23 protein-coding genes are annotated in these 26,332 nt (G+C 69.0%); 11 read left to right on the top strand and 12 right to left on the bottom strand.

The features are described 5' to 3' along the window. Positions 1-74 precede the first annotated feature (74 nt). Positions 75-1,106, top strand: a complete 1,032-nt coding sequence (locus tag ACZ6JS_RS12095; RefSeq protein ID WP_469297522.1) for an alanine racemase — start codon at positions 75-77, stop codon at positions 1,104-1,106. 10 nt (positions 1,107-1,116) lie between these two features. On the opposite strand, the gene ACZ6JS_RS12090 is transcribed toward ACZ6JS_RS12095, so the two are convergent. Together ACZ6JS_RS12090 and ACZ6JS_RS12085 are read right to left on the bottom strand one after the other, a co-directional pair. Continuing rightward, complete coding sequence (locus tag ACZ6JS_RS12090) at positions 1,117-2,577, bottom strand: glycosyltransferase family 87 protein (RefSeq protein WP_469297521.1); 1,461 nt, start codon at positions 2,575-2,577, stop codon at positions 1,117-1,119. 94 nt (positions 2,578-2,671) lie between these two features. Next, positions 2,672-5,254, bottom strand: coding sequence for a transglycosylase domain-containing protein (locus ACZ6JS_RS12085; RefSeq protein ID WP_469297520.1), 2,583 nt, complete (start codon positions 5,252-5,254; stop codon positions 2,672-2,674). 275 nt (positions 5,255-5,529) lie between these two features. On the opposite strand from ACZ6JS_RS12085, the gene ACZ6JS_RS12080 reads away from it, so the two are divergent. From ACZ6JS_RS12080 to ACZ6JS_RS12070, 3 genes are all read left to right on the top strand, one after another. After that, positions 5,530-6,132 (top strand): PadR family transcriptional regulator, encoded by a 603-nt coding sequence (locus ACZ6JS_RS12080; protein ID WP_030025751.1) that lies wholly within the window; start codon positions 5,530-5,532, stop codon positions 6,130-6,132. A 49-nt stretch (positions 6,133-6,181) separates the two neighbouring features. Beyond that, positions 6,182-7,264, top strand: a complete 1,083-nt coding sequence (locus tag ACZ6JS_RS12075) for an inositol-3-phosphate synthase (RefSeq protein ID WP_030956798.1) — start codon at positions 6,182-6,184, stop codon at positions 7,262-7,264. Positions 7,265-7,369: 105 nt separating this feature from the next. Continuing rightward, complete coding sequence (locus tag ACZ6JS_RS12070; protein ID WP_469297519.1) at positions 7,370-8,638, top strand: MFS transporter; 1,269 nt, start codon at positions 7,370-7,372, stop codon at positions 8,636-8,638. Positions 8,639-8,708: 70 nt separating this feature from the next. Here the strand turns inward: ACZ6JS_RS12070 and ACZ6JS_RS12065 are convergent, their stop codons facing one another. Continuing rightward, positions 8,709-10,175, bottom strand: coding sequence for a CCA tRNA nucleotidyltransferase (locus tag ACZ6JS_RS12065; RefSeq protein WP_469297518.1), 1,467 nt, complete (start codon positions 10,173-10,175; stop codon positions 8,709-8,711). 186 nt (positions 10,176-10,361) lie between these two features. Here ACZ6JS_RS12065 and ACZ6JS_RS12060 point away from each other — a divergent pair, with 186 nt between their 5' ends. From ACZ6JS_RS12060 to trxA, 7 genes are all read left to right on the top strand, one after another. After that, positions 10,362-12,626, top strand: a complete 2,265-nt coding sequence (locus ACZ6JS_RS12060; RefSeq protein WP_469297517.1) for a DUF6049 family protein — start codon at positions 10,362-10,364, stop codon at positions 12,624-12,626. Positions 12,627-12,672: 46 nt separating this feature from the next. Beyond that, positions 12,673-14,847, top strand: a complete 2,175-nt coding sequence (murJ, locus tag ACZ6JS_RS12055) for a murein biosynthesis integral membrane protein MurJ (protein WP_469297516.1) — start codon at positions 12,673-12,675, stop codon at positions 14,845-14,847. A gap of 117 nt (positions 14,848-14,964) precedes the next feature. Further along, positions 14,965-16,689: a protein kinase family protein gene (locus ACZ6JS_RS12050; RefSeq protein WP_469297515.1), complete on the top strand. Its 1,725-nt coding sequence runs from the start codon at positions 14,965-14,967 to the stop codon at positions 16,687-16,689. A 25-nt stretch (positions 16,690-16,714) separates the two neighbouring features. Next, positions 16,715-17,413, top strand: a complete 699-nt coding sequence (gene sigM, locus ACZ6JS_RS12045) for an RNA polymerase sigma factor SigM (protein WP_469297514.1) — start codon at positions 16,715-16,717, stop codon at positions 17,411-17,413. Continuing rightward, the gene (locus tag ACZ6JS_RS12040; protein WP_469297513.1) at positions 17,410-18,324 is read left to right on the top strand and encodes an anti-sigma factor; all 915 of its coding nucleotides are present in this window, start codon (positions 17,410-17,412) and stop codon (positions 18,322-18,324) included. Before sigM ends, ACZ6JS_RS12040 begins: the two co-directional genes overlap by 4 nt. Positions 18,325-18,448: 124 nt before the next feature. Further along, entirely contained in the window at positions 18,449-19,408 is a 960-nt protein-coding gene (gene trxB / locus ACZ6JS_RS12035; protein WP_469297512.1) for a thioredoxin-disulfide reductase, read from the top strand. 61 nt (positions 19,409-19,469) lie between these two features. Beyond that, positions 19,470-19,811 carry a thioredoxin gene (gene trxA, locus ACZ6JS_RS12030; protein ID WP_112448015.1) on the top strand — a complete coding sequence of 114 codons (342 nt, stop codon included), beginning with the start codon at positions 19,470-19,472 and terminating at the stop codon, positions 19,809-19,811. A gap of 66 nt (positions 19,812-19,877) precedes the next feature. Here trxA and ACZ6JS_RS12025 read toward each other — a convergent pair whose 3' ends face one another. The 9 genes from ACZ6JS_RS12025 to rpmH form a co-directional block, all read right to left on the bottom strand. Beyond that, complete coding sequence (locus ACZ6JS_RS12025; RefSeq protein WP_469297511.1) at positions 19,878-20,495, bottom strand: GNAT family N-acetyltransferase; 618 nt, start codon at positions 20,493-20,495, stop codon at positions 19,878-19,880. 103 nt (positions 20,496-20,598) lie between these two features. After that, positions 20,599-21,687 (bottom strand): ParB/RepB/Spo0J family partition protein, encoded by a 1,089-nt coding sequence (locus tag ACZ6JS_RS12020; protein ID WP_469297510.1) that lies wholly within the window; start codon positions 21,685-21,687, stop codon positions 20,599-20,601. Beyond that, positions 21,684-22,772 (bottom strand): ParA family protein, encoded by a 1,089-nt coding sequence (locus ACZ6JS_RS12015; protein ID WP_078959535.1) that lies wholly within the window; start codon positions 22,770-22,772, stop codon positions 21,684-21,686. Before ACZ6JS_RS12015 ends, ACZ6JS_RS12020 begins: the two co-directional genes overlap by 4 nt. A gap of 265 nt (positions 22,773-23,037) precedes the next feature. Further along, positions 23,038-23,754 (bottom strand): 16S rRNA (guanine(527)-N(7))-methyltransferase RsmG, encoded by a 717-nt coding sequence (gene rsmG, locus ACZ6JS_RS12010; RefSeq protein WP_469297509.1) that lies wholly within the window; start codon positions 23,752-23,754, stop codon positions 23,038-23,040. 129 nt (positions 23,755-23,883) lie between these two features. Next, positions 23,884-24,396 carry a Jag family protein gene (locus ACZ6JS_RS12005; RefSeq protein WP_030025736.1) on the bottom strand — a complete coding sequence of 171 codons (513 nt, stop codon included), beginning with the start codon at positions 24,394-24,396 and terminating at the stop codon, positions 23,884-23,886. A 15-nt stretch (positions 24,397-24,411) separates the two neighbouring features. Next, positions 24,412-25,515 carry a membrane protein insertase YidC gene (yidC, locus tag ACZ6JS_RS12000; protein WP_469297508.1) on the bottom strand — a complete coding sequence of 368 codons (1,104 nt, stop codon included), beginning with the start codon at positions 25,513-25,515 and terminating at the stop codon, positions 24,412-24,414. Between the two features lie 3 nt (positions 25,516-25,518). Then, the gene (gene yidD, locus ACZ6JS_RS11995) at positions 25,519-25,800 is read right to left on the bottom strand and encodes a membrane protein insertion efficiency factor YidD (protein ID WP_076043740.1); all 282 of its coding nucleotides are present in this window, start codon (positions 25,798-25,800) and stop codon (positions 25,519-25,521) included. Next, complete coding sequence (gene rnpA, locus ACZ6JS_RS11990; RefSeq protein WP_469297507.1) at positions 25,797-26,171, bottom strand: ribonuclease P protein component; 375 nt, start codon at positions 26,169-26,171, stop codon at positions 25,797-25,799. Before rnpA ends, yidD begins: the two co-directional genes overlap by 4 nt. A 21-nt stretch (positions 26,172-26,192) precedes the next feature. Then, the gene (gene rpmH, locus ACZ6JS_RS11985) at positions 26,193-26,330 is read right to left on the bottom strand and encodes a 50S ribosomal protein L34 (protein ID WP_018547628.1); all 138 of its coding nucleotides are present in this window, start codon (positions 26,328-26,330) and stop codon (positions 26,193-26,195) included. Between the last annotated feature and the right edge of the window lie 2 nt (positions 26,331-26,332).

Below are 26,332 nucleotides of genomic sequence, written 5' to 3'. Positions count from 1 at the left end.
CACCCAGATCCACCCGCTTTCCCCACACAGTCCCGCTGCACCGCGCAGCTTCACAGGAGAGGTTCCGGACGGGCATGGCGCTCACGCTCTACGTCGACACCGCGCGCTGGCGTGCGCACCAGAAGCAGGTCCAGGACCAGTTCCCCGGGATGATCCCGGTCTGCAAGGGCAACGGCTACGGCTTCGGCCACGAGCGGCTGTGCGAGGAGGCGACCCGGATGGGCGCCGACGTACTCGCGGTCGGCACGACGTACGAGGCCGCCAGCATCAAGGACTGGTTCGGCGGCGACCTGCTCGTCCTCACCCCGTTCCGCCGGGGCGAGGAGCCGGTGCCGCTGCCGGACCGGGTCATCCGCTCCGTGTCCTCGCTGGAAGGCGTTCGCAGCCTGGTCGGCGCCCGCGTGGTCATCGAGTGCATGAGCTCGATGCGCCGCCACGGCATCTCCGAGCAGGACCTCGGCCAGTTGCTCGGCGCCATCGAGGACGTCCGGCTGGAGGGCTTCGCCCTGCACCTGCCGCTGGACCGCCCGGACGGCTCGGACGCCGTGGAGGAGGTCATCGGCTGGATGGACCGACTGCGTGCGGCCCGGCTGCCGCTGCACACCATGTTCGTCAGCCACCTGCGGGCCGAGGAGCTGGCACGGCTCCAGCAGCAGTTCCCGCAGACCCGCTTCCGGGCCCGCATCGGCACCAGGCTGTGGCTGGGCGACCACGAGGCGACCGAATACCGCGGCTCGGTGCTCGACGTCACGCGTGTGGCCAAGGGTGACCGGTTCGGCTACCGCCAGCAGAAGGCCGCCTCCGACGGCTGGCTGGTCGTGGTCGCCGGCGGTACCTCGCACGGTGTGGGCCTGGAGGCCCCGAAGGCACTGCACGGTGTGATGCCGCGCGCCAAGGGCGTCGCCCGGGCAGGCCTGGCCACCGTCAACCGGAACCTCTCGCCCTTCGTGTGGGCGGGCAAGCAGCGCTGGTTCGCCGAGCCGCCGCACATGCAGGTGTCGATCCTGTTCGTACCCGCCGACGCGACCGAACCGAAGGTCGGCGACGAGCTGGTGGCGCACCTGCGCCACACCACCACGCAGTTCGACCGGATGCTCGACTCCTGAGCCGTCCCGGTCAGTCCTTGGGGCCGGCGCCCCAGTCGACCCGCTGTCCCTCCGAGGGCGTCGCGTACCGCGGCGCCCTCGCTGCCTCCGACAGCACGAACACGTCCTCCGCCCCCTCCAGGACGCCCCCCGAGGGGTCGTCCGAGCCGTCCCGGCGTACGACGTCGTGCTCCGGCAACAGGATGTCGCGGACGACGACGGCGCACAGGTACAGCGTGGCGAGCAGGTGGGCCGCGATCGCCAGCTGGTAGCCCTCCACGGGCAGGCCCTGGTGCTTGTCCCCGCTGTTGATGTAGGCGAGGTAGAACCAGATCCCGAGGAAGTAGGCGACCTCGCCGGCCTGCCAGATCAGGAAGTCCCGCCAGCGCGGCCGGGCCAGGGCAGCGAGCGGGATGAGCCACAGCACGTACTGCGGCGAGTAGACCTTGTTGCAGAGGATGAAGGCGGCGACGACCAGGAAGGCCAGCTGGGCGAAGCGCGGGCGGCGGGGGGCCGTCAGGGTGAGCAGTCCGATGGCCCCGCACAGCAGGAGCGTCAGCCCGGTCGCGTACGTGTTGGCGTCGTGCAGGGGGTTGCCGGAGCGCTGGGAGATCAGCAGCCAGACGGAGCCGAAGTCGATCGGCCGCTCCTGGCTGAAGGTGTAGAACTTCTTCCAGCCCTCCCAGGCGAAGAACATGACCGGAAGGTTCACCACGAGCCAGGCTCCGGCCGCTCCGCAAGCGGCAAGGCCGAAGTCGCGCCACTTGCCGGCCCGCCAGCAGAGCACGAACAGGACCCCGAGCAGCAGGACGGGGTACAGCTTGGCGGCGGTGGCCAGGCCGATGAGGACGCCGAAGAGGACCGTCCGCCCACGGGACCACATGAGCATCCCGGCCGCGGTCAGGGCGATGGCCAGGAGGTCCCAGTTGATCGTCGCCGTCAGGGCGAAGGCGGGCGCGAGCGCGAAGAGCAGGGCATCCCAGGGCCGGCGGCGGTGGGTGCGCGCGACGCACACGGCGATGACGGCCGCGCAGGCCATCAGCATGCCCGCGTTGACCATCCAGTACATCTGCTCGCGGTGCTGCATGGAGCCGCTGCCGGGGGTGAGCCAGGAGGCGATCTCCATGAAGAGCCCGGTGAGCACCGGGTACTCCAGGTACTCCATGTCGCCGGGGAGCCGGTCGAAGTAGGGCGTCAGGTTGTCGGCGAAGCCGCGGACCGCGTACAGGTGCGGGATGTCGGAGTAGCAGGCGTGGGTGTACTGCGAGGACGCCCCGCGGAACCAGGCCCACTCGTAGCAGGGCAGCTTCTGCACCATGCCGAGCGCGAACATGCCGATGGCGATGAGGGCCACGACGCGCACCGGTCCCAGCCAGCTGCCGCCGATGCGGGCGTAGCGGCCGAGCGGGCCGCCGATGAGCTCACTGCCGGCTGCGGCGACCTCGTCCTGCTGCGTGGGCAGTACGGGGCGGTCCTCGTGCACCTGGGTCATGGGGGTCATCCTGCCGTACGGGGGCGGGGACGGGGGAAGGCCGCCGCACCGTGGGTGCGACGGCCTTCCTCGGCCGGCGGGGCGGTGGGGCGGATCAGTCCGCCATGGTGCTGGTGGTCGATCCGGTGAGGCCGCCCGGGCGGCCCGGTCTGCCGCTGGGCGACGGGGACGGCGATCCGCTGGGGCCGCCGATGATCCCTGAGTTGGTGCCGGTGGTCGTGCCCTCGTCGGTGCCGCCGCTCGTGGTGTCCGGGTCGCAGTACAGCTCCCACGGCTTGCAGGGCCGGCCTCCGCCCTTGGAAGGCGACGGGGAGGGCGGCGGGGAGCTCGGCGGGAGGGACGACGGGGACTGGGACGGCGTGACGGGTGCCACGGGGGTGGGGGAGGGGGCACCGGCCGAGTCGGCCGTGACGCCGATGTCCTCGGCCTCGGGGAACTGCTTGACCGGGGTGCCCTTGAGGGCCTCGCTCATGTACTCGGTCCAGATCTCGGCCGGGATGTCACCACCGTGGAGGGAGGGGATGTCGCCCACGCCCTTCATGGAGATCAGCTTCTTCTCCGCCGAGTTGGGGTCGGTGCGGAAGAGGACCACGGAGGTGGACAGCTCCGGGGTGTAGCCGACGAACCACGCCGACTTGTTCTCGTCCGTGGTACCGGTCTTGCCCGCTGCGGGCCGGCCCAGTTTCTTGGCCTTCTTGCCGGTGCCGTTCTGGACGACGTTCTCCAGCACCTTGGTGACGTTGTCCGCGACCGCGTTGTCCATGGCCCGCTGGTCCTTGGGCGCCTCGAAGCCGGGCAGCTTCTCGCCGTTCTTCTCGACCGCGGTCACGGAATACGGCTCGCGGTGCATGCCGGAGGCGGCGAAGGTCGCGTACGAGTTGGCCATCCGGATGGCGCTGGGGGTGGAGGTACCCAGGGCGAAGGAGGCGTCGTTGTTCGGGTTGATCGACTCCTCGAGGATGCCCGTGGACTTCGCCACGGTCTTGACCTTGTCGTGGCCGACGTCGAAGACGAGCTGGGCGAACGGCACGTTGATGGACTTCTCCATCGCCTCGTTGAGGGTCACGTACCCGAAGGCGGTGGGACTCTCGTTCTTCTGCCTGAACGGGTTGCCCGAGGAGTCGCGCAGCGGCTTGCCCTCACGGTTGTTGATCACCGTGAGGTCGTTCGCCTGGTACTTGCTGTCGACCGAGATGCCCTTGCCGTTGGAGTTCTGGGTGCCGTACTCCATGGCCGCGGCCAGCACGTACGGCTTCCAGGTCGAGCCGACCGGGACGCCGCTGGTGTTGGCGTTGTTGCTGAAGTACTTCCGGTCCCAGCCCGGGCCGCCGTAGAGGGCCACGAGAGCGCCGGTCTTGACGTCCACGGAGGCGGCGCCGAACTGTACGAAGGTGTCGGTCTCCGGGCGCTTCTTCTCGTCGATCAGCCCGGCGCGGATGTCCTCGACCGCCTTCGTCATGGCGTCCACCTTGGGCTTCTCGAAGGTGGTTTTGATGCGGTAGCCGCCCATGGCCATCTGCTCGGCGGTGATGCCCTGGGTCTTCATCACGTACGCCTTGGCCGTGTCGACCAGGTAGCCGATCTGGCCGGTCATCCCGCGGGCCTGCTCCGACTCCACGAGCGCGGGGAACTCCGTGTGCTTCGCACGCTCCGCCGGGTCCATGCGGCCCACCTCGACCTCGCGGTCCAGCACCCACGCCCATCGCTTCTTTGCGCGGTCCGCGTTGAGCTCGGGGGTGGCGGCGGCGCCGATGCCGCCGTCCGGGTTGTAGAGGTTGGGGCCCTTGAGCACGGCGGCGAGAAAAGCGCATTCGGAGGGGTTCAGGTCCTGGCTGTCCTTGCCGAAGTAGGCACGGGCCGCGGCCTGGATGCCGTAGGCGTCCCGCCCGTAGTACGCGGTGTTGAGGTAGCCGGCGAGGACCGTGTCCTTCTCCTCCGTGACACCCAGCCTTATCGCGATGAAGAGCTCGGTGACCTTGCGCTTGAGCGTCTGGTCGGAGTCCAGGTAGGTGTTCTTCACGTACTGCTGGGTGATCGTCGAGCCGCCCTGGGTGGAGCCGCCCGTGCCCATGTTCCACACGGCGCGGGCGATGCCCATCGGGTCCACGCCCTTGTCGGTCTCGAAGGATTCGTTCTCCGCCGCGATCACGGCGTCCCTCATCGACCGGGGGATGCTCGAGATGGGGACGATCTGCCGGTTCATCGAACCGCCCGTCGCCACCATCTGGCTGCTGTCGGCCCAGTAGAAGACGTTGTTCTGCGCCTTGGCCGCCTTGTTCGGGTCGGGCGTGCTCACCATGGCGATGCCGATGCCGGTACCGGCGATGATGACCGCGAAAAAGCCCAGTGCGGTGCCGGAGACCAGCTTCCATGAGGGCACGAAGCGCTTCCAGCCGTCCCGGTCGGACCGCGGGTAGTTGATCAGCCGCTTGTCCGGGCGGCCGGCGCCACGCGCGCTGCCGGCTCCGCCTCTGCCGCGGCCCGAAGACCCTCTCTGCGCGGCCCGGCGGGCGTCGGCGCGACTGCCCTGGGCGGGCGGTGGTGCGTACGGGCCGCTGTGCGACGCGGTGGAAACGTCACGTCCGGCACCCCTGCCGGGGCGCTGCTGGGCGGCGCGGCGGGCGGAGGCCCGCCCCCCGCCCTGGGGCTGCGGCGGTTTGCGGCGGTGCTCGCTCATCGAACGACTACTCCTCGGGCAGGCGAGTGGCCTGGAAGCGGCAGATGAATTCCGGTTCCCCCCGGTGTCATGGCGCACAGACTACGCACGCTCAAAACCCGCCCAGTGCCGAAGTTCACCCCAAATCAGGCAACCTGCCTGGTGCGAATCGGTGATGTGATGCCGGTCACCATGTCTCCCCTTGTCGATGGAGGCGGCCCGTTCTATCGTCTGGATGTATCGAGCCGATACATCAGCTCGACATAAAGACTCAGGGGTGGAGGAGAGGCAGGCGGATGAGCAGACGCTCCGGCATCCTCGAGTTCGCCGTCCTCGGACTGCTCCGCGAATCCCCCATGCACGGCTATGAGCTGCGCAAGCGGCTCAACACCTCGCTGGGAGTGTTCAGGGCCTTCAGCTACGGGACGCTCTACCCCTGCCTCAAGACGCTCGTCGCCAACGGCTGGTTGATCGAAGAACCGGGCAACGCCCCGGAAGACGCTCTCGCCGCTTCACTCGCAGGGCGCCGCGCCAAGATCGTCTACCGGTTGACGGCCGCGGGCAAGGAGCACTTCGAGGAGCTCCTCTCCCACACGGGCCCCGAGACCTGGGAGGACGAGTCCTTCGCCGCCCGCTTCGCCTTCTTCGGCCAGACCGAACGAGACGTGCGCATGCGGGTACTGGAGGGCCGCCGCAGCCGGCTGGAGGAGCGCCTGGAGAAGATGCGCGCCTCCCTCGCCCGAACGCGGGAGCGCCTCGACGACTACACGCTTGAGCTGCAGCGGCACGGCATGGAGTCCGTGGAGCGCGAAGTGCGCTGGCTGAACGAGCTCATCGAGAGTGAGCGGGCGGGACGGGATCGGAGACGATCCGGTCCGTCCGACGAAACCGAAAAATGAGGACTGCAGCTTGCAGCCCTCGTCCGAGAACAAACAGGGAGCAACCGGAATGGGTTCGGTTCGCGTAGCCATCGTCGGCGTGGGCAACTGCGCCGCCTCGCTGGTGCAGGGCGTCGAGTACTACAAGGACGCCGACCCGGCGTCCAAGGTCCCCGGGCTGATGCACGTCCAGTTCGGCGACTACCACGTGCGTGACATCGAGTTCGTCGCCGCGTTCGACGTCGACGCGAAGAAGGTCGGCCTCGACCTTTCGGACGCCATCGGCGCCAGCGAGAACAACACCATCAAGATCTGCGACGTCCCGAACGCCGGTGTGACCGTTCAGCGCGGCCACACCTACGACGGCCTGGGCAAGTACTACCGCCAGACGATCGAGGAGTCCGCCGAGGCCCCGGTCGACGTCGTCCAGGTCCTCAAGGACCGCGAGGTCGACGTTCTGATCTGCTACCTGCCGGTCGGTTCCGAGGACGCAGCGAAGTTCTACGCGCAGTGCGCCATCGACGCCAAGGTCGCCTTCGTCAACGCCCTCCCGGTCTTCATCGCCGGCACCAAGGAGTGGGCCGACAAGTTCACCGAGGCCGGTGTCCCGATCGTCGGCGACGACATCAAGTCGCAGGTCGGCGCCACCATCACGCACCGCGTGATGGCAAAGCTGTTCGAAGACCGCGGTGTCCGTCTCGAGCGCACCATGCAGCTCAACGTCGGCGGCAACATGGACTTCAAGAACATGCTCGAGCGCGACCGCCTCGAGTCGAAGAAGATCTCCAAGACGCAGGCCGTCACCTCGCAGATCCCCGACCGCGAGCTGGGCGAGAAGAACGTCCACATCGGACCGTCGGACTACGTCGCGTGGCTCGACGACCGCAAGTGGGCCTACGTCCGCCTCGAGGGCCGCGCGTTCGGCGACGTCCCGCTGAACCTCGAGTACAAGCTCGAGGTGTGGGACTCCCCGAACTCCGCCGGTGTCATCATCGACGCCCTGCGCGCCGCGAAGATCGCCAAGGACCGCGGTATCGGCGGCCCGATCCTGTCGGCGTCCAGCTACTTCATGAAGTCCCCGCCGGTGCAGTACTTCGACGACGAGGCCCTGGCCAACGTCGAGAAGTTCATCAAGGGCGAGGTCGAGCGCTAGTCGAAGCCGGCGAGTCCTGTCGACACCGGGACTTCGGCTGTTCTTCCGCGGAGGGTCCCCGGGCAATGTGCCCGGGGACCCTCCGCGTATGTGACCCTTTCCCTCATGCCTGTCGTACGTGATCTGCGCGTACTCCTGCGCCTGAGGGACTTCCGCAACCTGCTCGCCGTACGGCTGCTCTCCCAGGCGGCGGACGGCGTGTACCAGGTCGCTCTCGCCACCTATGTCGTCTTCTCCCCCGAGAAACAGACCTCGCCGGCGGCCATCGCCTCGGCCATGGCGGTACTGCTGCTGCCCTACTCGGTGATCGGCCCCTTCGCCGGAGTGCTGCTCGACCGCTGGCGCCGCCGTCAGGTCTTCCTCTACGGCAACCTGCTGCGGGCCTTCCTCGCCTGCATCACCGCGGTATTGATCGTCGCGCACGTACCCGACTGGCTGTTCTACGCCTCGGCGCTGTCCGTGACCGCGGTCAACCGCTTCGTCCTGGCCGGGCTGGCCGCCTCACTGCCCCGCGTCGTCGGAGCCGATCAGCTGGTCACCGCTAACGCGCTCTCCCCCACGGCGGGGACGCTCGCGGCCGTGGCCGGCGGAGGGCTGGCCTTCCTCGTCCGTCTGCTCGCGTCCGGCTCCAACGCCCTCGTCGTGCTGCTCGGGGCCTGCCTCTACCTCTGTGCGGCCCTGGTCTCCCTCAGACTGGCGATCGGGCTGCTCGGCCCCGATCACTCCGCGGGGCAGGCCCATCCCTCGGTGGTCCAAGGCATCACCCTTACCGTGCGGGGCATGGCCGAGGGCCTCCGGCACCTCGCCGCCCGGCGCCAGGCGGCCCGGGCGCTCACCGCGATGACCATGATGAGGTTCTGCTACGGGGCCCTGTTCGTCATGCTGCTGATGCTTTGCCGCTATGCCTGGTCGGACACCGAGGCCGAGGGACTCGCCCTGCTGGGCATCGCGGTCGGCGCTTCCGGGGCCGGATTCTTCGCAGCGGCGGTCGTCACCCCGTGGATGGTGGGACGGCTGGGGACCCTCGGCTGGATCACCGCCTGCGCTGCGGGCTCCGCAGTCCTGGTACCGGCCCTCGGCCTGTTCTTCGCTCCGGGTCCGATGCTGGTCGCCGCGTTCGTCCTCGGCCTCGCCACCCAGGGCGCCAAGATCTCCACCGACACCGAAGTGCAGTCCCGCGTGGACGACGACTACCGCGGCCGGGTGTTCTCCGTCTACGACGTGCTCTTCAACGTCGCGTTCGTCGGGGCGGCGGCTGTGGCCGCCCTCATGCTCCCCGCCGACGGGCAGTCCGTGGTCCTGCTCCTCTGTGTGTCCGTGCTCTACGGGCTGACCGCGGTGCTGCTCGGCCGGCGCCGCCGATGTTTCACGTGAAACATCGGCGGCGCCCAGTCACTCGGGGTGTCGATGTTTCACGTGAAACATCGACACGGACACCGGCGGATCAGTCCTGGGCCGCCCACCACTCCTTGAGCGCGGCAACCGCGGCGTCATGCCCCATGGGGCCGTTCTCCAGCCGCATCTCCAGCAGGAAGGCATAGGCCTTGCCGATCACCGGCCCCGGGCCGACGTCCAGGACGCGCATGATCTCGTTGCCGTCCAGGTCGGGCCGGATCGCGTCCAGCTCCTCCTGCTCCTGGAGCTGCGCGATGCGCTGCTCCAGCCCGTCGTAGGTGCGGGAGAGCGCGTTGGCCTTGCGCTTGTTGCGCGTGGTGCAGTCGGACCGCGTCAGCTTGTGAAGGCGCTCCAGCAGCGGCCCGGCGTCCCGTACGTAGCGCCGCACCGCCGAGTCGGTCCATTCCCCGTCCCCGTAGCCATGGAATCGCAGGTGCAGCTCGACCAGCCGGGACACGTCCTTGACCATGTCGTTGGAGTACTTCAGCGCGGTCAGGCGCTTCTTGGTCATCTTCGCGCCCACCACTTCGTGGTGGTGGAAGGAGACCCGGCCGTCGCTCTCGAAGCGGCGCGTGCGGGGCTTGCCGATGTCGTGCAGCAGGGCAGCGAGCCGCAGCACCAGGTCCGGGCCGTCCTCCTCCAGCGCGATCGCCTGCTCCAGGACGATCAGCGAGTGGTCGTAGACGTCCTTGTGCCGGTGGTGCTCGTCACTCTCCAACCGCAGCGCGGGCAGCTCCGGCAGCACCCGGTCGGCCAGCCCGGTGTCCACCAGCAGTCCCAGACCCCGGCGCGGGTTGTCGGACAGGATCAGCTTGTTCAGCTCGGCCTGTACCCGCTCCGCGGAAACGATCTCGATGCGGTCGGACATGGCCTTCATCGCCGCCACGACCTCCGGGGCGACCTCGAAGTCCAGCTGCGCCGAGAACCGAGCCGCGCGCAGCATGCGCAGGGGGTCGTCGGAGAAGGAGGCCTCAGGGGTTCCGGGGGTGCGCAGCACGCCGGCGGCCAGGTCGTCGAGGCCGCCGTGCGGGTCGATGAACTCCTGCTCGGGCAAAGCCAGGGCCATCGCGTTCACCGTGAAATCACGGCGCACGAGGTCCTCGTCGATCGAGTCGCCGTAGGAGACCTCCGGCTTGCGCGACGTACGGTCGTATGCCTCCGAGCGGTACGTCGTGACCTCGATCTGGAAGTTCCGCACGGCGCCCGCGACGCGCGCGTTCTTCTGGGCCCCGACGGTGCCGAAGGCGATGCCCACGTCCCAGACCGAGTCGGCCCACGGTCGGACGATCTTCAGAACGTCCTCGGGGCGGGCGTCGGTGGTGAAGTCGAGATCGTTGCCGAGACGCCCGAGCAGCGCGTCGCGTACGGACCCGCCGACCAGGGCGAGCCGGTAGCCCGCCTGCTGGAACCGGCGGCCGAGCTCGTCGGCGACGGGAGCGACCTGCAGCAGTTCACTGACCGCGCGGCGCTGCACCTGACTCAGGGCATTGGGGTTGTCTTCATTGGCGTTCGGCACAACTGAAAAGGGTACGTGCCCGGCCCGCCGGGAGCCGCCCCGTTTATCGGCGACCCCGGTACACGCCCGCCGCGACACTGTGCCGATCATGTGGAGCAAGGGGCGGCACTCGCACACAGCGCACCTCGTTACCATTCGTGGACGCACAAAAGACGACCACTGACACTTCTAGGGACGGGCTAGCGCGTGGCCGAGGCGGCAGACATCCAAGGGGCGTCGCCCGCCCCTGTCCGGCGCCGGTGGCTGCGGCGCGCGATCGTCCTGCTCGCCGGGACCCCCGTGCTGGCCGCTCTCGTCTACGCCCCCGCCCCGCAGGCCGAGGCCGTGCAGGCCTCCTCCGTCGACGTGCAGCTGGTCTCCATGGCGCCCAGCGCCCCTGTGAAGGGCGACACGCTCACCATCGAGGGCACCGTGGTCAACACCGGGTACGAGACGATCACCGACGCCCACGTCGGCCTGCGGGTCGGCCCCGCGCTCACGGACCGGTCGTCCATCGACGAGACGGCGGACCGCAACGGCTTCCGGGCCGGCACCGACCCAGGCGAGATCGACTCGGCCTACGCGGTGAAGATCGCCTCCCTGCCGTCGAAGGTCACCCAGAACTTCACGCTGACCGTCCCGGTCAACAAGCTCGAACTCGACAAGGACGGGGTCTACCAGCTCGGTGTCTCCCTGTCCGGGGTGACCGAGAGCCGGCCGTCCGAGCAGGTGCTGGGCATCAAGCGGACCTTCCTGCCCTGGCAGCCGGAGGCCGCCGCCAAGCGCTCACAGCTCACTTACGTCTGGCCGCTGATCTCCGCCACCCGCGTCACGGCCGAGACCGGGTCCGACGAGCTCCAGACACCCGTCTTCCTCGACGACTCCCTGTCCGAGGAACTCAAGCCGGGCGGCCGTCTGGAGCAGATGGTCACCCTCGGCAGGGACCTGCCGGTCACCTGGGTCATCGATCCCGACCTGCTTTACACGGTCGACGCCATGACCAAGGGCTACCGGGTCCGCGGCGCCAACGGAAAGTCCGTCCAGGGCAAGAACAAGGCCGTAGCCGAGCAGTGGCTGAGCTCCCTGGAAGCGGCAGTCCAGGGCAAGAAAGTCGTGGCACTGCCCTTCGCCGACCCCGACCTCGCCTCCCTCGCGCACCACGGCAAGGACGTCTCGGGCACGCTGGGGCAGCTGCGTCCGGCCACCGACAAGGCGAAGAACGCCGTGCAGACCGTTCTGCACGTCCCCGCGTCCACCGACTTCTCCTGGCCCGTGAACGGCGCCATCGACCCCTCGATCGTCAACGTGGCCACCTCGGCCGGTGCCCACAACGTCCTGACCCGCAGCGACAGCCTCGTGGAGAGCGGCGCCCTGGGCTACACACCGTCGGCCGCCCGTCCCATCGGGGCAGGCACCACCGCGGTCGTGGCGGACGCCGAGCTGTCCACCGCGTTCGAGGGCGACATGCTGAACGCCGGGCCCTCCACGCTCGCCGTGCAGCGGTTCCTCGCCCACAGCCTCGCTCTGAACCTGCAGAAGACCGACGAGCAGCGCAGCTTCGTCGTGGCTCCGCAGCGGATGCCGAGTGTCAGCCAGGCGCGGTCGATGGCCGCCGCCATACGGGGCCTGCAGGGGGGTCGCTGGACGCAGCCGGCGGACCTCGAGGCTGCGGCCGCCGCCAAGCCCGACCCGGGCGCCGCCACCCAGGTGCCGGGCGCCGGCCAGTACCCGGAGGACCTGCGCAAGCAGGAACTGCCGGTATCGGCCTTCGAGAAGATCCGCACCACGCAGAACACGCTCGACCACTTCAAGGTGATCCTCGCTGCGCCCGACCGCGTGGAGATCCCCTTCGGCAACACCATCAACCGGGAGATGTCGACCTCCTGGCGAGGGCGCCCCGACGAGGCCCGCCTCTATCGGGACCAGGTTCAGGAATACCTGATCGGTCTCACCGAGAAGGTCAAGGTCATCCCCAAGTCCGACGCCACCCTGTCCGGGCACAGCGCCACCATCCCGGTCAGCGTCCAGAACAGCCTCGTGCAGGACGTGCACGATCTGGTCCTGCGGGTGAAGTCCGCCAATCCGTCCCGCCTGATGTTCGGCGAGAGCGGCCAGGCGGAGCAGCAGGTCACCGTCCAGGGCGACCACACCCAGACGGTGAAGTTCCCCGCCAACGCCACCGCGAGCGGGCCGGTCGAGGTCACCGCGCAGCTCTTCACCAAGGACGGCGTCCCCTACGGCAAGGAACGCCGGTTCACCGTGGAGGCCACGGAGATCACTCCCACCGTGATGCTCGTGATCGCCGGCGGTGTGCTCCTCCTGGTCCTGGCAGGCATCAAGATGTACGCCAGTCGCAAGCGTGTCGCAGCCCGCGCCGCCGCCGAGGAGAGCACGCAGCCGAGTGACGAGTCCCCGGACACCGAACCGCAAAGCACCGAGGGGTCCGGCACGAGTGAGACAGTGGACCGTTGAGCGATGCCGTGGCCGGTCGGCCTGGGGACGATGAGGTGGGGTTTCGATGAACGCGCCGTACGACGGTGACCGCGCGCAGGGCACTGGTGGGCCTGCGCCCTCCCAGGGCACTGCCCCGGGCACTCCGGTGCCCGGGCAGGTTCCCGTGCCTGCGCCCGCGCCGGACCGCGACCCGTATGTCCAGGATGCCTACGACTACGACCCGTACCGGTCCCAGGACCTGTCGGCCCAGGACCCCGTCGACGAGGTCCTCTACGACCGCGCCGCGCACCCTCCGCCGCCGCCCGGCACCTTCCAGGAGCCCGGTCCGCTCTATGCGGCGCCGAGTGCGCCCATGTACTCCCCCGACCCGCGCGTCTGGGCCCAGACCCCGCCGCCCGAGCCGGACGGCCCCTCACGCCACCTGCCGTACGGCGACCGCGCCACCACCACCGAGTTCGTGGGCGTGGACTCGCTCGTCACCCGGGCCTCCGAGGAGCAGCCCGAGCCGGATGCCTTCGCCCACCTGTACCGGGACCAGGAGGCGGCGCCCCGTACCCCTGCCGAGGACGTTCCCGTCGCCGCCCCGGCCCCGAGCAAGCCGGCCGGACGGGCCGCGAGCCTGCTCAAGTCGAGCGCGCTCATGGCCGCGGGCACGATCGTCTCCCGCATCACCGGCTTCCTGAGAACCCTGGTCATCGCCGCGGCGATCGGCGTCGGCACCTTCAACGACACGTACCAGATCGCCAACACGCTGCCCACGATGATCTATGTGCTCGTCGGCGGCGGCGCCCTCAACGCCGTCTTCATCCCGCAGCTGGTCCGCGCGATGAAGAACGACGACGACGGGGGAGAGGCGTACGCCAACCGGCTGCTGACCCTCGTCGTGGTGCTGCTGGCCGGCATCACCACCATCTGCGTCCTGGCCGCACCGGTGTTCATCACGATGATGTCGCCGAAGATCGCCTCGGACCCGCAGCAAATGGACGTGGCCGTGGCCTTCGCCCGCTACTGCCTGCCCACCATGTTCTTCATGGGCGTCCATGTGGTGCTGGGTCAGATCCTGAACGCCCGCGGCCGCTTCGGCGCGATGATGTGGACCCCCGTCCTCAACAACATCGTGGTCATCGCCACCTTCGGTGCCTTCATCTGGGCCTTCGGCGGTTTCACCACCTCCGGTGTCAACGCCACCACCGTCACCCCGGAGGGCATCCGCCTCCTGGGCCTCGGCACCCTGCTCGGCCTGACCGTCCAGGCCCTCGCGATGCTCCCGTACCTGCGCGACGCCGGCTTCAAGCCGCGCCTGCGCTTCGACTGGAAGGGCCACGGACTCGGCAAGGCGGCCCGCCTGGCCAAGTGGACGTTCTTCTTCGTCCTGGCCAACCAGGTCGGCCTCGTCATCGTCACCCAGCTCGCCACCTGGGCCGGTTCGGTCGCCGAGAAGCAGGGCCACCCCGGTACCGGCATCACCGCCTACAACTATGCGCTGCTGCTGTGGCAGATGCCCCAGGCGATCATCACCGTCTCCGTCATGACGGCCGTCCTGCCCCGCATCTCCCGCTCCGCCCACGACGGGGACGCCGCCGCGGTCCGCGACGACATCTCCTACGGACTGCGCACCTCGGCCGTCGCGATCGTCCCCTGCGCCTTCGCGTTCCTCGCCCTCGGCGTCCCGATGGCGACCCTGCTCTACGCGGGCTCCGGCTCCGGCGCCCAGAACATCGGCTACGTCCTGATGGCCTTCGGCCTCGGACTGATCCCGTACTCCGTCCAGTACGTCGTCCTGCGCGGCTTCTACGCCTACGAGGACACCCGGACGCCCTTCTACAACACGGTCATCGTCGCCGCCGTCAACGCGGCGGGCTCCGCGGTCTCCTTCTTCGTCCTCCCGGCCCGCTGGGCGGTCGTCGGCATGGCCGCCTCCTACGGTCTCGGCTACGCGGTGGGCGTGGGTGTTGCCTGGCGCCGCCTGCGCACCAGGCTCGGCGGCGACCTCGACGGTGCCCATGTAATGCGCACCTACGCCCGCCTCACCGGGGCCTGCGTCCCGGCCGCCGCCGTGGCCGGCGCGGCCGCCTACGCGGTCACTCAGTGGCTGGGCAGCGGAGTCCTGGGTTCCGCCACTGCCCTTGTCGCCGGCGGGATCGCCCTGGCGGCCGTGTTCCTCATCGCGGCCAAGCGGATGCGGATCGAAGAGCTCAACGCGATGGTCGGGATGGTCCGCGGACGTTTGGGGCGCTGATGCGCACAACCGTCGCCCCCTTTCGTGTGTCGTGCATAGCGTCGGACTGTGGGCACAATTGGCATGGCTTCGCAGACTGGCCTACAGCGCGCAACGGATGGGGAGGCAGGAACGACGGTGGCGGAACGTAGCACGGCTGCCGTCGACGTGGCCGACAACGACGGCGACGAGCCGTCTGCCGCTCAGGCGGCAAAGGCCACGTCCGACGGGGTGGACACCCAGAACGGACGAGCCGCGGACGGACCCATGCCCGACAAGGACGGCGAACGCAAGAACACGGCCTCCACGGCCGCACCCGAACTCCACAGCGGCCACAAGCTCGCCAGACGCTACCGGCTGGAAGAGTGCGTCACCCGTGTGGACGGATTCAGCAGTTGGCGCGCGATGGACGAGAAGTTGCGCCGGGCCGTGGGTGTGCATCTGATGCCCGCCGACCACTCACGGGCACGCTCCGTCCTGGCCGCCGCCCGCTCGTCCGCCCTCCTCGGCGACCCGCGCTTCGTGCAGGTGCTCGACGCCGTGGAGGAGAACGACCTCGTCTACGTCGTCCACGAGTGGCTGCCCGATGCCACGGAGCTCACCGCCCTGCTCGCCGCGGGCCCGCTGGAGGCCCACGAGGCCTACCAGCTCGTCAGCCAGGTCTCCCAGGCGATGGCCGCCGCGCACCGCGAGGGCCTCGCCCACCTTCGGCTGACGCCGAGCGCCATACTGCGTACGTCCACCGGCCAGTGGCGCATCCGCGGCCTCGCCGTGAACGCCGCGCTGCGCGGCATCACAAGCGAGACCCCGCAGCGCGCCGACACCGAAGCCATCGGCGCCCTGCTGTACGCGGCCCTCACCCAGCGCTGGCCGTACGAGAGCGACGCCTACGGCCTCACCGGTCTGCCCAAGGGCGTCGGCCTCATCGCCCCCGACCAGGTCCGCGCCGGCGTCCACCGCGGTCTGGGCGAGCTCGCCATGCGCGCGCTCGCCAACGACGGGGCCACCGCCTCCCGTCAGGAGCCCGCCTGCACCACCCCGGAAGAGCTGTCCAAGGCCGTTTCTGCGATGCCCCGCATCCGTCCGCCGGAGCCCGCCTTCACCGCCCCGCCGGAGTACCAGCACACCACCTACCAGCAGGGCAGCTACGGCCGCACCACGCCCTCCGGCGTGGCCACCGCCCAGAGCCTGACTGTCGCGCCCCCGCCGGCGCCCCTGCAGAGCCGTACCGGCCGCGCGCTCAAGTGGGGTGTCGCCGCCCTGCTCATCGCCGCCCTCGGCCTGGGCAGCTGGCAGCTGGCCGACACCCTCCTGGAGCGCGGCACCCAGAAGGGCAACAACGGTACGAGCAACAACACCAAGCCCGGCACCGACGACAGCGGGGAGAAGAAGGATCCGACCCCGATCACGATCACGGGTGCCCAGGAGTACGCCCCCGACGGCAAGCCGCAGAACGCCGAGGACGTGGCGAACACGTACGACGCGGATACCGCCAGCTACTGGCGGACCAAGAGCTACATCGACGGCCCCGAAGTGAAGATCAAGGACGGCCTCGGAATCGTCTACGACCTCGGGTCCGAGCAAGAGGTCAGCGCAGCCTCGATAGCGCTGAAGTACGGCGGCCCGCACACCACCCTCACCCTGTACGCCACCGATTCGAAGTCCCCCAAGGGCTCCGTCGGCTCCATGGTGAAGATCGCCAACACCACCAGCTCGGAGACGAACCTCCAGTTGACCGCCGAGAAACCGATCACGACCCGGTACGTGCTCGTGTGGATCACAGCCATGCCCCACGCACCGGGCGACACCTACAGCGACTCCGGCTACAAGCAGGCCATCACGGACGTGAAGTTCTCGGGCTGACCGCACCATCGGGAGGGGCTCACCGTTGAACAACACGACACGCGGCGCGTGCAGCGACCAGGAGCTTCTGGCGCTGCACGCGGGCGGTGATCCCGATGCCTTCGGGGAGCTCGTGCGGCGGCATAGGGACCGCCTGTGGGCCGTGGCCCTGCGGACGCTCGGGGACCGGGAAGAGGCCGCGGACGCCGTGCAGGACGCCCTGGTCTCCGCGTACCGGGCCGCGCACACCTTCCGGGGCGAGTCGGCCGTCACCACATGGCTGCACCGGATCACCGTCAACGCCTGCCTCGACCGTGCCCGCAAGGCCGCCTCCCGCAGGACCGCTCCCCTGGACGACACGGAGCGCCTGGAGAGCCTTCTGGAGCCCCACGAGTCCGCCGAGGCACCCGCTGAGCGCGAGGACCTCCACCGACAGCTCCTGGCCGCCCTCAGGACCCTCCCGGACGAGCAGCGAGCCGCCCTGGTCCTCGTGGACATGCAGGGTTACCCCGTCGCCGAAGCCGCCGACATCCTCGACGTGCCCTCCGGCACGGTGAAAAGCCGGTGCGCGCGAGGCCGGGCGAAACTGCTGCCGCTTCTCACTCATCTGCGCACGAATGCCGGGGATAACCCCACCGTCGAGCGGGGAAGGAACCGGACGCCGGGCACGCCCGTCCCACCAGCGGCAGCACAACCCCGGCAACCAGACCCAGACGCTGTGAAGGGCGGAGGTGGACGACCGTGAGCCCTGCGACCGGCACGCCCGGCACGATCCGGCACCCGGACGTCTCGGAGATCTCCGACCTGACCGAGGGGCTCCTCTCCCCGTCCCGAACCGCGGAAATCCGCCGCCATCTCGACGGCTGCAACCTGTGCGCCGACGTCCGCTCCTCCTTGGAGGAGATCCGCGGCCTCCTAGGCACGTTGCCCGGGCCTGCCCGCATGCCCAGCGACATCGCCGGACGGATCGACGCAGCCCTGGCTGCCGAGGCCCTGCTCGACGCCACCCAACCGCGGGACCAGGCCATGCCGGCCCCTCGCTCGCGCACGACGGATCGGGCTGTTTCACGTGAAACAGCGCCCGCCGGTCACCCCACCGGCCCAACCGGCCCCGGGCGACGCCGTGCCCGTCGCCGGATCGCCGTTCTCGGCAGCCTGGCCGGCGCCGCCGTGTGCGCCCTCGGCCTTTTCCTCTTCATCGATTTCTCCGGCACCCCCCACCCCAACACCGCGGCCTCGGACTCCGCCGCCCACCCGCCCGTCAGCGAGGCCGCCGGCGGTACGTACACCGCGCAAGGTCTGAGGGGCAGCGTCCAGCGCCTCATCTCGTCCGGAACGGCTGCCAAGACCGACCCAGGAGAGCAGAACAACACCTACGGGCTGGACGACACCACCGGTGCTCCCCGGGTCGCCCCTGGAGACAGTCGGGCGGCCCCGGCCGTCCCCGCCTGCGTCCGGGACGCCACAGGCCGCTCCGATGCGCCGCTCGCCGCCGAACGCGGCAGCTACCAGGGCTCCGACGTCCACCTGCTCGTCCTGCCGCACCCGGAAGACGCCTCACGCGTGGACGCCTACCTCGTCGACACCGCGTGCGAGAACCCCGGTTCGGCCACCCCGGGGAAGGTCCTCCTGAAGAACACCTATCCGCGAAGCTGACGCGTTCAGGTTCGCACTGCGACGGGTGGGGAATGCGGGCGCCGTAGGATCCGTTGGGTGGGGTGAGAGTCCGCACCGGCCCCCGGTAGGCAGCACGCAGTCCGCAGAGACGAGGAAGAAACCCGTGAGCGACGTTCGAAACGTGATCATCATCGGCTCCGGGCCGGCCGGTTACACCGCCGCCCTGTACACCGCACGCGCTTCGCTCAAGCCTCTGGTCTTCGAAGGTGCCGTCACCGCCGGTGGCGCCCTGATGAACACCACCGAGGTGGAGAACTTTCCCGGTTTCCAGGACGGCATCATGGGCCCGGACCTGATGGACAACATGCGTGGCCAGGCCGAGCGCTTCGGCGCCGAGCTGGTCCCGGACGACATCGTGGCCGTTGATCTCACCGGTGAGATCAAGACCGTCACCGACACCGCCGGCACCGTGCACCGCGCGAAGGCCGTCATCGTCACCACCGGCTCGCAGCACCGCAAGCTCGGCCTGCCCAACGAGGACGCCCTCTCCGGCCGCGGCGTCTCCTGGTGCGCCACCTGTGACGGGTTCTTCTTCAAGGACCACGACATCGCCGTGGTCGGCGGGGGTGACACCGCGATCGAGGAAGCAACCTTCCTCTCCCGGTTCGCCAAGTCCGTGACGATCGTCCACCGCCGCGACAGCTTGCGCGCCTCCAAGGCCATGCAGGACCGCGCGTTCGCCGACCCGAAGATCAAGTTCGCCTGGGACAGCGAGGTCGCCGAGATCCACGGCGAGCAGAAGCTCTCCGGCCTCACCCTCCGGAACACCAAGACCGGTGAGACCTCCGAGCTGCCCGTGACCGGCCTGTTCATCGCCGTCGGCCACGACCCGCGCACCGAGCTCTTCAAGGACCAGCTGGACCTCGACGACGAGGGCTACCTCAAGGTCGACGCCCCCTCCACCCGCACCAGCATCACCGGCGTGTTCGGCGCCGGCGACGTCGTGGACCACACGTACCGTCAGGCCATCACGGCCGCGGGCACCGGTTGCTCCGCCGCCCTCGACGCCGAGCGCTTCCTCGCCGCCCTCGCGGACGTTGAGAAGGCGCACGCAGCGGTCTGACCGGTCCCACCCCCCGCACCAGCCCCACACCCCACCCCGCAGGAAGAACAAGGAGGCCGCTGTGGCCGGCACCCTCAAGAACGTGACCGACGCCGACTTCGACGCCGAGGTCCTCAGGAGCGACAAGCCCGTACTGGTCGACTTCTGGGCCGCCTGGTGCGGACCGTGCCGCCAGATCGCGCCGTCCCTCGAGGCCATCGCCGCCGAGTACGGCGACCAGATCGAGATCGTCAAGCTCAACATCGACGAGAACCCGGCCACCGCCGCCAAGTACGGCGTCATGTCCATCCCGACGCTCAACGTCTACCAGGGCGGCGAGGTCGCCAAGACCATCGTCGGCGCCAAGCCGAAGGCCGCCATCCTGCGTGACCTCGCTGACTTCGTCGAGGTCAAGACCGTCTGACGGCGGCCGATGTTCCACGTGAAACGGCCCGCCCCCTCGGAGGGGGCGGGCCGTTTCACGTACCCGTCAGAGCGGCCGGAGCGCCGGCTCCTTGCGTGCGCCGCCCAGCAGCCGGTCCAGAGCCAGCTCCACGTCTTCCTTCCACGACAGGGTCGACCGCAGCTCCAGCCGCAGCCGGGGATAGGCCGGATGAGGACGTACGGTCTTGAAGCCCACGGCCAGCAGATGGTCCGCCGGCAACAGGCAGGCCGGGCCCTCCCACCGTGCGTCTCCGAACGCCTCGATCGCGCGGAACCCCCTGCGCAGCAGATCCTTGGCTACCGTCTGGACCATCACCCGGCCCAGCCCCTGCCCCTGGTATCCCGGCATGATCCACGCGGTGATCAGCTGAACGGCATCCGGCGAGACCGGACTCGTCGGGAAGGCGGTGGACCGAGGCACATACGCCGGTGGGGCGTACAGCACGAAGCCCACCGGAACCTCGTCCACGTAGACCACACGGCCGCAGGATCCCCACTCCAGCAGGACAGCGGAGATCCACGCCTCCTTCTCTGTCACCGAAGTGCCCGCCTTCACGGCGGCCTCACCGCTGACCGGGTCCAGCTCCCAGAAGACGCAGGACCGGCAACGTCGGGGCAGATCCTGGAGGTTGTCCAGCGTGAGTGGTACCAGCCGACGACCCATGACCGCATCGTATCCACTGGTCCATCGTTCTTCGACAGCAAAGCGAAGGGGCGGATCACGCCGATTCACACCGGCACGATCCGCCCCTCGGCCCACTCGGGGATCACTCCCCGGACAGCCCCTGATCCAGCACCCGGCCCTCGCCCGGTGCGAGCGTCCCCAGAATCCGCTCCAGATCCTCCATCGAAGCGAACTCGACGGTGATCTTGCCCTTCTTCTGGCCCAGGTCCACCTTCACCCGGGTCTCGAACCGGTCCGACAGCCGCGTCGCCAGCTCGCTGAGCGCCGGCGACACCCGGGCCCCCGCACGCGGACCCTTCGGCTTCACCGCGCTCGACGGCTCCGAGGCCATCAGCGTCACGATCTCCTCGACCGCACGCACCGACAGCCCCTCGGCCACGATCCGGTGCGCCAGCCGGTCCTGCTCCGCGGAGTCCTCCACAGAGAGCAGGGCCCGCGCGTGCCCCGCCGAGAGCACCCCGGCGGCCACCCGGCGCTGCACCGGCGGGGACAGCTTCAGCAGCCGCAGGGTGTTGGACACCTGGGGACGCGAGCGGCCGATCCGGTCGGCCAGCTGGTCGTGCGTGCAGTTGAAGTCCTGGAGCAGCTGATCGTAGGCCGCTGCCTCTTCCAGCGGATTGAGCTGGGCACGATGCAGGTTCTCCAGCAGAGCGTCCAGCAGCAGCTTCTCATCGTCCGTCGCACGGATGATCGCCGGAATGGCCTCCAGGCCGGCTTCCCGGCAGGCGCGCCAGCGCCGCTCACCCATGATCAGCTCGTAGCGGCCGGGTGCCGACTGGCGCACCACCACCGGCTGGAGCAGACCAACCTCCTGAATGGAGGTCACCAGCTCGGCGAGCGCGTCCTCATCGAACACCTCGCGCGGCTGCCGCGGGTTCGGCGTGATCGTGTCCATCGGGAGTTCCGCGAACGTCGCTCCCGCCACCGTGTTCGCCTCGGCCTCCGGCTCCGGCTCGGCCACCGGGAGAACCGCGAGCGATGTTTCACGTGAAACATCGGCCTGCGTCAGCGCCGCGAGCTTCGCCGCCGCGACTCCGCGCTCGCTCGTCAACTCCGGCACCGCTGTCGGAGACGTGGAACCAACAGTGCTCGCCGGCAGCGTCTTCTCCTGCGGAGCCTGCGGGATCAGTGCGGCGAGCCCCCGTCCCAGCCCTCTACGTCGCTCACTCACTGGATCCCCTCCGCCATACTCTGCGTGCTGTTCATGCCCGCGCCCAAGTGGGCGTGCTGAGACTCGTACTGCATCCCGACCCCCCGATACGCGATTTCTCGCGCCGCCTCCAGATAGGAGAGGGAACCACTGGAACCCGGGTCATAGGTGAGCACCGTCTGCCCGTAGCTCGGCGCCTCCGAGATGCGCACCGACCGGGGGATGCTCGTCCGGAGCACCTCCTTGCCGAAGTGGCTGCGCACCTCATCCGCCACCTGCGATGCCAGCCGGGTTCTGCCGTCGTACATCGTCAGCAGGATGGTCGACACGTGGAGCGCCGGGTTGAGGTGGGCCCGCACCAGATCGACGTTGCGCAGCAGCTGGCCCAGGCCCTCCAGCGCGTAGTACTCGCACTGGATGGGGATCAGCACCTCGGCGCCGGCCACCAGGGCGTTCACCGTCAGCAGACCGAGCGAGGGCGGGCAGTCGATCAGGATGTAGTCGAGGGGCTGGTCGTAGGCCTGGATCGCCCGCTGAAGCCGGCTCTCCCTTGCCACCAGCGACACCAGCTCGATTTCCGCACCCGCCAGATCGATCGTTGCCGGAGCGCAGAAGAGACCCTCCACGTCGACCACCGGCTGGACGACCTCCAGCAGCGGCCGGCTGTCCACAAGCACGTGGTAGATGGACGGCACGTCCGCGTGGTGGTCGATGCCCAAGGCCGTGGACGCATTCCCCTGCGGGTCGAGGTCGACCACGAGGACCCGTGCCCCGTTCAGAGCCAGCGAGGCCGCCAGATTCACGGTTGTCGTGGTCTTACCCACGCCGCCCTTCTGGTTGGCGACCACGATGACACGAGTCTGATCCGGGCGCGGCATGGCCGCACCGGAGCGTCCCATCGCCTCCACCGCCAGCTGGGCGGATCGACCGATGGGGGTCTCGTTGTCTACAAGGGGTGGGGGCGATGTTTCACGTGAAACATCTTCACCCACCGGTTCAGAGCGGGGACCGGGGACCGGGTCGGCCATCGGCCCCGCGAGGTTGGCGTCGGACCGCACGGTGTCACTCTCCTCGACATCAGGCTCGCGATGAACAGAGCCTGCCATGTCACCGGGGTCGCGAACCAGCGGGGCCCGTACTCCTGTGGATGAATCCACCGATGTGGACAACTCCGTCCCCCTTGTGTCCTTGCGCTGGAGGGGGGACGCAGCCGCACGACCGCGGCTGATGATTCCGTGCAGCAGAGAGCGACGTTTCACGTGAAACACGATGCCCGGACGGAGTCTTCCGGCCTCTACGACACTCCGAAATGCATACCTATAGGGCCCAACACAGACGAAATCTCCGCGCGGGCCCCATACAACCAGCGATTCAGCGACGCCGCCGAGACCGTCCGACCCTGGCTGCCTTAGCCCGCTTGGCCGCGAACCTCACCCCACCGGGGCTTTCTCCGACCTCGACCCGGACCACCGTCGACAGCGGGTCCACCAGCCCCTCGCCCACCTGCAGCACCGAGGTCTTCACCACACCGAGCTTCGTCAGCGCCGCCTTGGCCGACACCAGCTCCTCCTCGGCAGTGTCTCCCTTGAGCGCCAGCATCTCCCCGTACGGACGTAGCAGGGGAACTCCCCAGCCGGCCAGCCGGTCCAGCGGGGCCACGGCACGCGCCGTTACGACGTGCACCGGCTGCAGCTTGCCGAGGACCTCCTCGGCTCGCCCGCGCACCACGGTGACGTGGTCGAGGCCCAGCAGCTCCACGGCCTCCTGGAGGAAGGTCGTCCGCCGCAGCAGCGGCTCAAGCAGTGTGATCTTGAGATCCCGGCGCACCAGCGCCAGCGGGATGCCCGGCAGACCTGCACCCGAGCCCACGTCGCACACGGTGACGCCCTGGGGCACCACCTCCGACAGGACCGCACAGTTCAGCAGGTGCCGCTCCCACAGGCGCGGCACCTCGCGCGGCCCGATCAGGCCGCGCTTGACTCCCGCGTCCGCGAGCAGCTCCGCATACCGCACAGCTTCCGGGAAAAACTCACCGAACACCGCGCGCGCCTCTTCGGGCGCCTCGGGAAGCTCAGCTGCCTCCGTCACGGGGACCGTCCTTCCGTACCTCGTGGTCCCGAAGACCACGTATTCAAGATGCCGCGTCGTTCACATGCCAGGCTGACAAACATCGGCCCCGCCTGCGACACAGACGGGGCCGAACACTCGTGCTGGCGCTCAGGCCGGGAGCACAACGACGAAGCGCTGCGGCTCCTCGCCCTCGGACTCGCTCCGCAGACCGGCGGCCGCCACGGCGTCGTGGACGACCTTCCGTTCGAACGGGGTCATCGGAGCCAGCTTCAGCGGCTCGCCCGACGCCTTCACGTCCGCAGCCGCCTTCGCGCCCAGGGCTGCCAGCTCCTCGCGCTTCTTCGCGCGGAACCCGGCGATGTCGAGCATCAGCCGGCTGCGGTCCCCGGTCTCGCGGTGGACGGCCAGGCGGGTCAGCTCCTGGAGGGCCTCCAGGACCTCGCCGTCGCGGCCCACGAGCTTCTGCAGGTCGCGGCTGGCGGAGTCACTGACGATCGACACCGCGGCACGGTCGGCCTCGACGTCCATGTCGATGTCGCCGTCCAGGTCTGCGATGTCCAACAGACCCTCGAGGTAGTCGGCCGCGATCTCACCCTCCTGCTCGAGGCGGGTCAGGGTGTCGCCACTCTCAGCGGCGGCGGTGGTGGTGCCTTCCGTCACGGGAGGGACTCCTTCTTACTTCTTGGGAGAGGGCTTGCTGGGCGTCTGGCGCTGCGACTTCGTCTGCCGCTTCGGCTGCTGCCGCTTCGCGGCACCGCCGCTCGCGGCGTCCGAATCGGCCGTGGCCTCGGAACTCTTGATCACCGAACCGTCCGCCTGAGCGGCCAGACCCTGCTTCGACAGCGCCGTGATGAACTTCCGCTCGATGTCGTTGCGGTCCGGCCCCTTGGCCACGATGGCAGCGACGATCTTCTTCTTGCCCCGGCCCTTGACCTCACCGTGCGAGGTGGCGTGCTTGAGCAGCCGCGTCAGGTACTGGTCCTGCGCCTTGCTGCCCGGCGTCGGGTTCTGGTTGATCACGTACATCTGCTGGCCCATGGTCCAGACGTTGGTGGTCAGCCAGTAGACGAGGACACCGACGGGGAAGTTGATACCCATGACCGCGAAGATCACCGGGAAGATGTACATCAGCATCTTCTGCTGCTGCATGAACGGCGTCTTGACCGACAGGTCGACGTTCTTCTGCATCAGCTGACGCTGGGTGTAGAACTGCGACAGCGACATCAGGACGATCATGACGGCGGTCACGATCCGGACGTCCGTCAGCGAGGCGCCCAGGGCGGCCACCTTCTCGGAGCTGTCCATGAACTTGGCGGCGATCGGCGCGCCGAAGATCTTGGCCTCACGAGCGCTGTCGACGAGCTCCTGGTTCAGGACGCCGATGGTCTTGCCGTCGGCGATGTTCGCCAGTACGTGGTACAGCGCGAAGAAGAACGGCGACTGCGCCAGGATGGGAAGGCACGAGGAGAGCGGGTTGGTACCCGTCTCCTTGTACAGCTTCATCATCTCTTCGGACTGACGCTGCTTGTCGTTCTTGTAGCGCTCCTGGATCGCCTTCATCTTCGGCTGGAGCGCCTGCATGCCACGCGTCGCCTTGATCTGCTTGACGAAGAGCGGGATCAGGCAGATACGGATCAAGACCACCAGGGACACGATGGACAGGCCCCAGGCCCATCCACTGTCCGGCCCGAAGACCGCCCCGTACAGCGAGTGGAACTGGACGATGATCCAGGAAACGGGTGTGGTGATAAAGCTGAACAGACCGGCGATCGTGTCCACTAATCAGGCTCCTTGAGCATTGCGAGATCTACGCAACGCACTGCGCAGCTGCTCGTGCCAACGCGGGCGTTTACGGGGTGGGACATGGTCCACGCCACCCGGGGACCACGGATTGCACCGCAGGATCCGCCAGGCGGTCAGCGCTGTCCCCTTCACCGCACCATGCCGGTCGATGGCCGTATACCCGTAGTGCGAACACGACGGGTAATAGCGGCACACCGGCCCGAGCAGCGGACTGATCGTCCACTGGTACAGCTTGATCAAAGCGAGCAGCGGGTACTTCATCGAGCCAGGCCTCCCAGGAGCCGCGCCAGAGCGGCATCCAGGTCCCGGGCCAGTTCGTCGGGGCCGGCATCGCCCGCTCCGGGCAACGCTCGTACCACCACCAGGCTACCGGCGGGCAGCTGCGACAGCCGCTCGCGGACCAGATGGCGAAGGCGGCGCTTCACCCGGTTCCGTATGACGGCATTGCCGACGGCCTTGCTGACGACGAAACCCGCACGCGACGAGGGATCGATCTCCCCCGACTCGTGCGGGTCCGTTGCACCGCTTGTACGTAGGTGGACGACGAGGAGTGGGCGACCGGCCCGGCGTCCTCGGCGTACCGCGCTCGCGAAGTCCTCGCGCCGCCTCAGCCGATTCTCGGGAGACAGCACGACGTCACGACCCGCGCGCTGTTACGCGGAAAGGGCGGCGCGGCCCTTGGAACGACGGTTCGCGAGAATCGCGCGACCGGCACGGGTACGCATCCGCAGGCGGAAGCCGTGGGTCTTGGCACGACGGCGGTTGTTCGGCTGGAAGGTGCGCTTGCTCACTC

The sequence above is a fragment of the Streptomyces sp. NPDC046349 genome (assembly GCF_055587885.1).
Note: the sequence above shows the minus strand (reverse complement) of the source record. Positions and strands in the feature narration are given on the sequence as shown.

What these genes read in the sequence shown, in the direction of transcription:
- ACZ6JS_RS12080 (WP_030025751.1), top strand. Translation starts at nt 5,530, where the DNA reads ATGAGCAGACGCTCCGGCATCCTCGAGTTCGCCGTCCTCGGACTGCTC.
- ACZ6JS_RS12095 (WP_469297522.1), top strand. Translation starts at nt 75, where the DNA reads ATGGCGCTCACGCTCTACGTCGACACCGCGCGCTGGCGTGCGCACCAG.
- ACZ6JS_RS12025 (WP_469297511.1), bottom strand. Translation starts at nt 20,495, where the DNA reads ATGGGTCGTCGGCTGGTACCACTCACGCTGGACAACCTCCAGGATCTG.
- yidD (WP_076043740.1), bottom strand. Translation starts at nt 25,800, where the DNA reads ATGAAGTACCCGCTGCTCGCTTTGATCAAGCTGTACCAGTGGACGATC.
- ACZ6JS_RS12075 (WP_030956798.1), top strand. Translation starts at nt 6,182, where the DNA reads ATGGGTTCGGTTCGCGTAGCCATCGTCGGCGTGGGCAACTGCGCCGCC.
- ACZ6JS_RS12085 (WP_469297520.1), bottom strand. Translation starts at nt 5,254, where the DNA reads ATGAGCGAGCACCGCCGCAAACCGCCGCAGCCCCAGGGCGGGGGGCGG.
- murJ (WP_469297516.1), top strand. Translation starts at nt 12,673, where the DNA reads ATGAACGCGCCGTACGACGGTGACCGCGCGCAGGGCACTGGTGGGCCT.
- ACZ6JS_RS12015 (WP_078959535.1), bottom strand. Translation starts at nt 22,772, where the DNA reads ATGGCAGGCTCTGTTCATCGCGAGCCTGATGTCGAGGAGAGTGACACC.
- ACZ6JS_RS12070 (WP_469297519.1), top strand. Translation starts at nt 7,370, where the DNA reads ATGCCTGTCGTACGTGATCTGCGCGTACTCCTGCGCCTGAGGGACTTC.
- ACZ6JS_RS12090 (WP_469297521.1), bottom strand. Translation starts at nt 2,577, where the DNA reads ATGACCCAGGTGCACGAGGACCGCCCCGTACTGCCCACGCAGCAGGAC.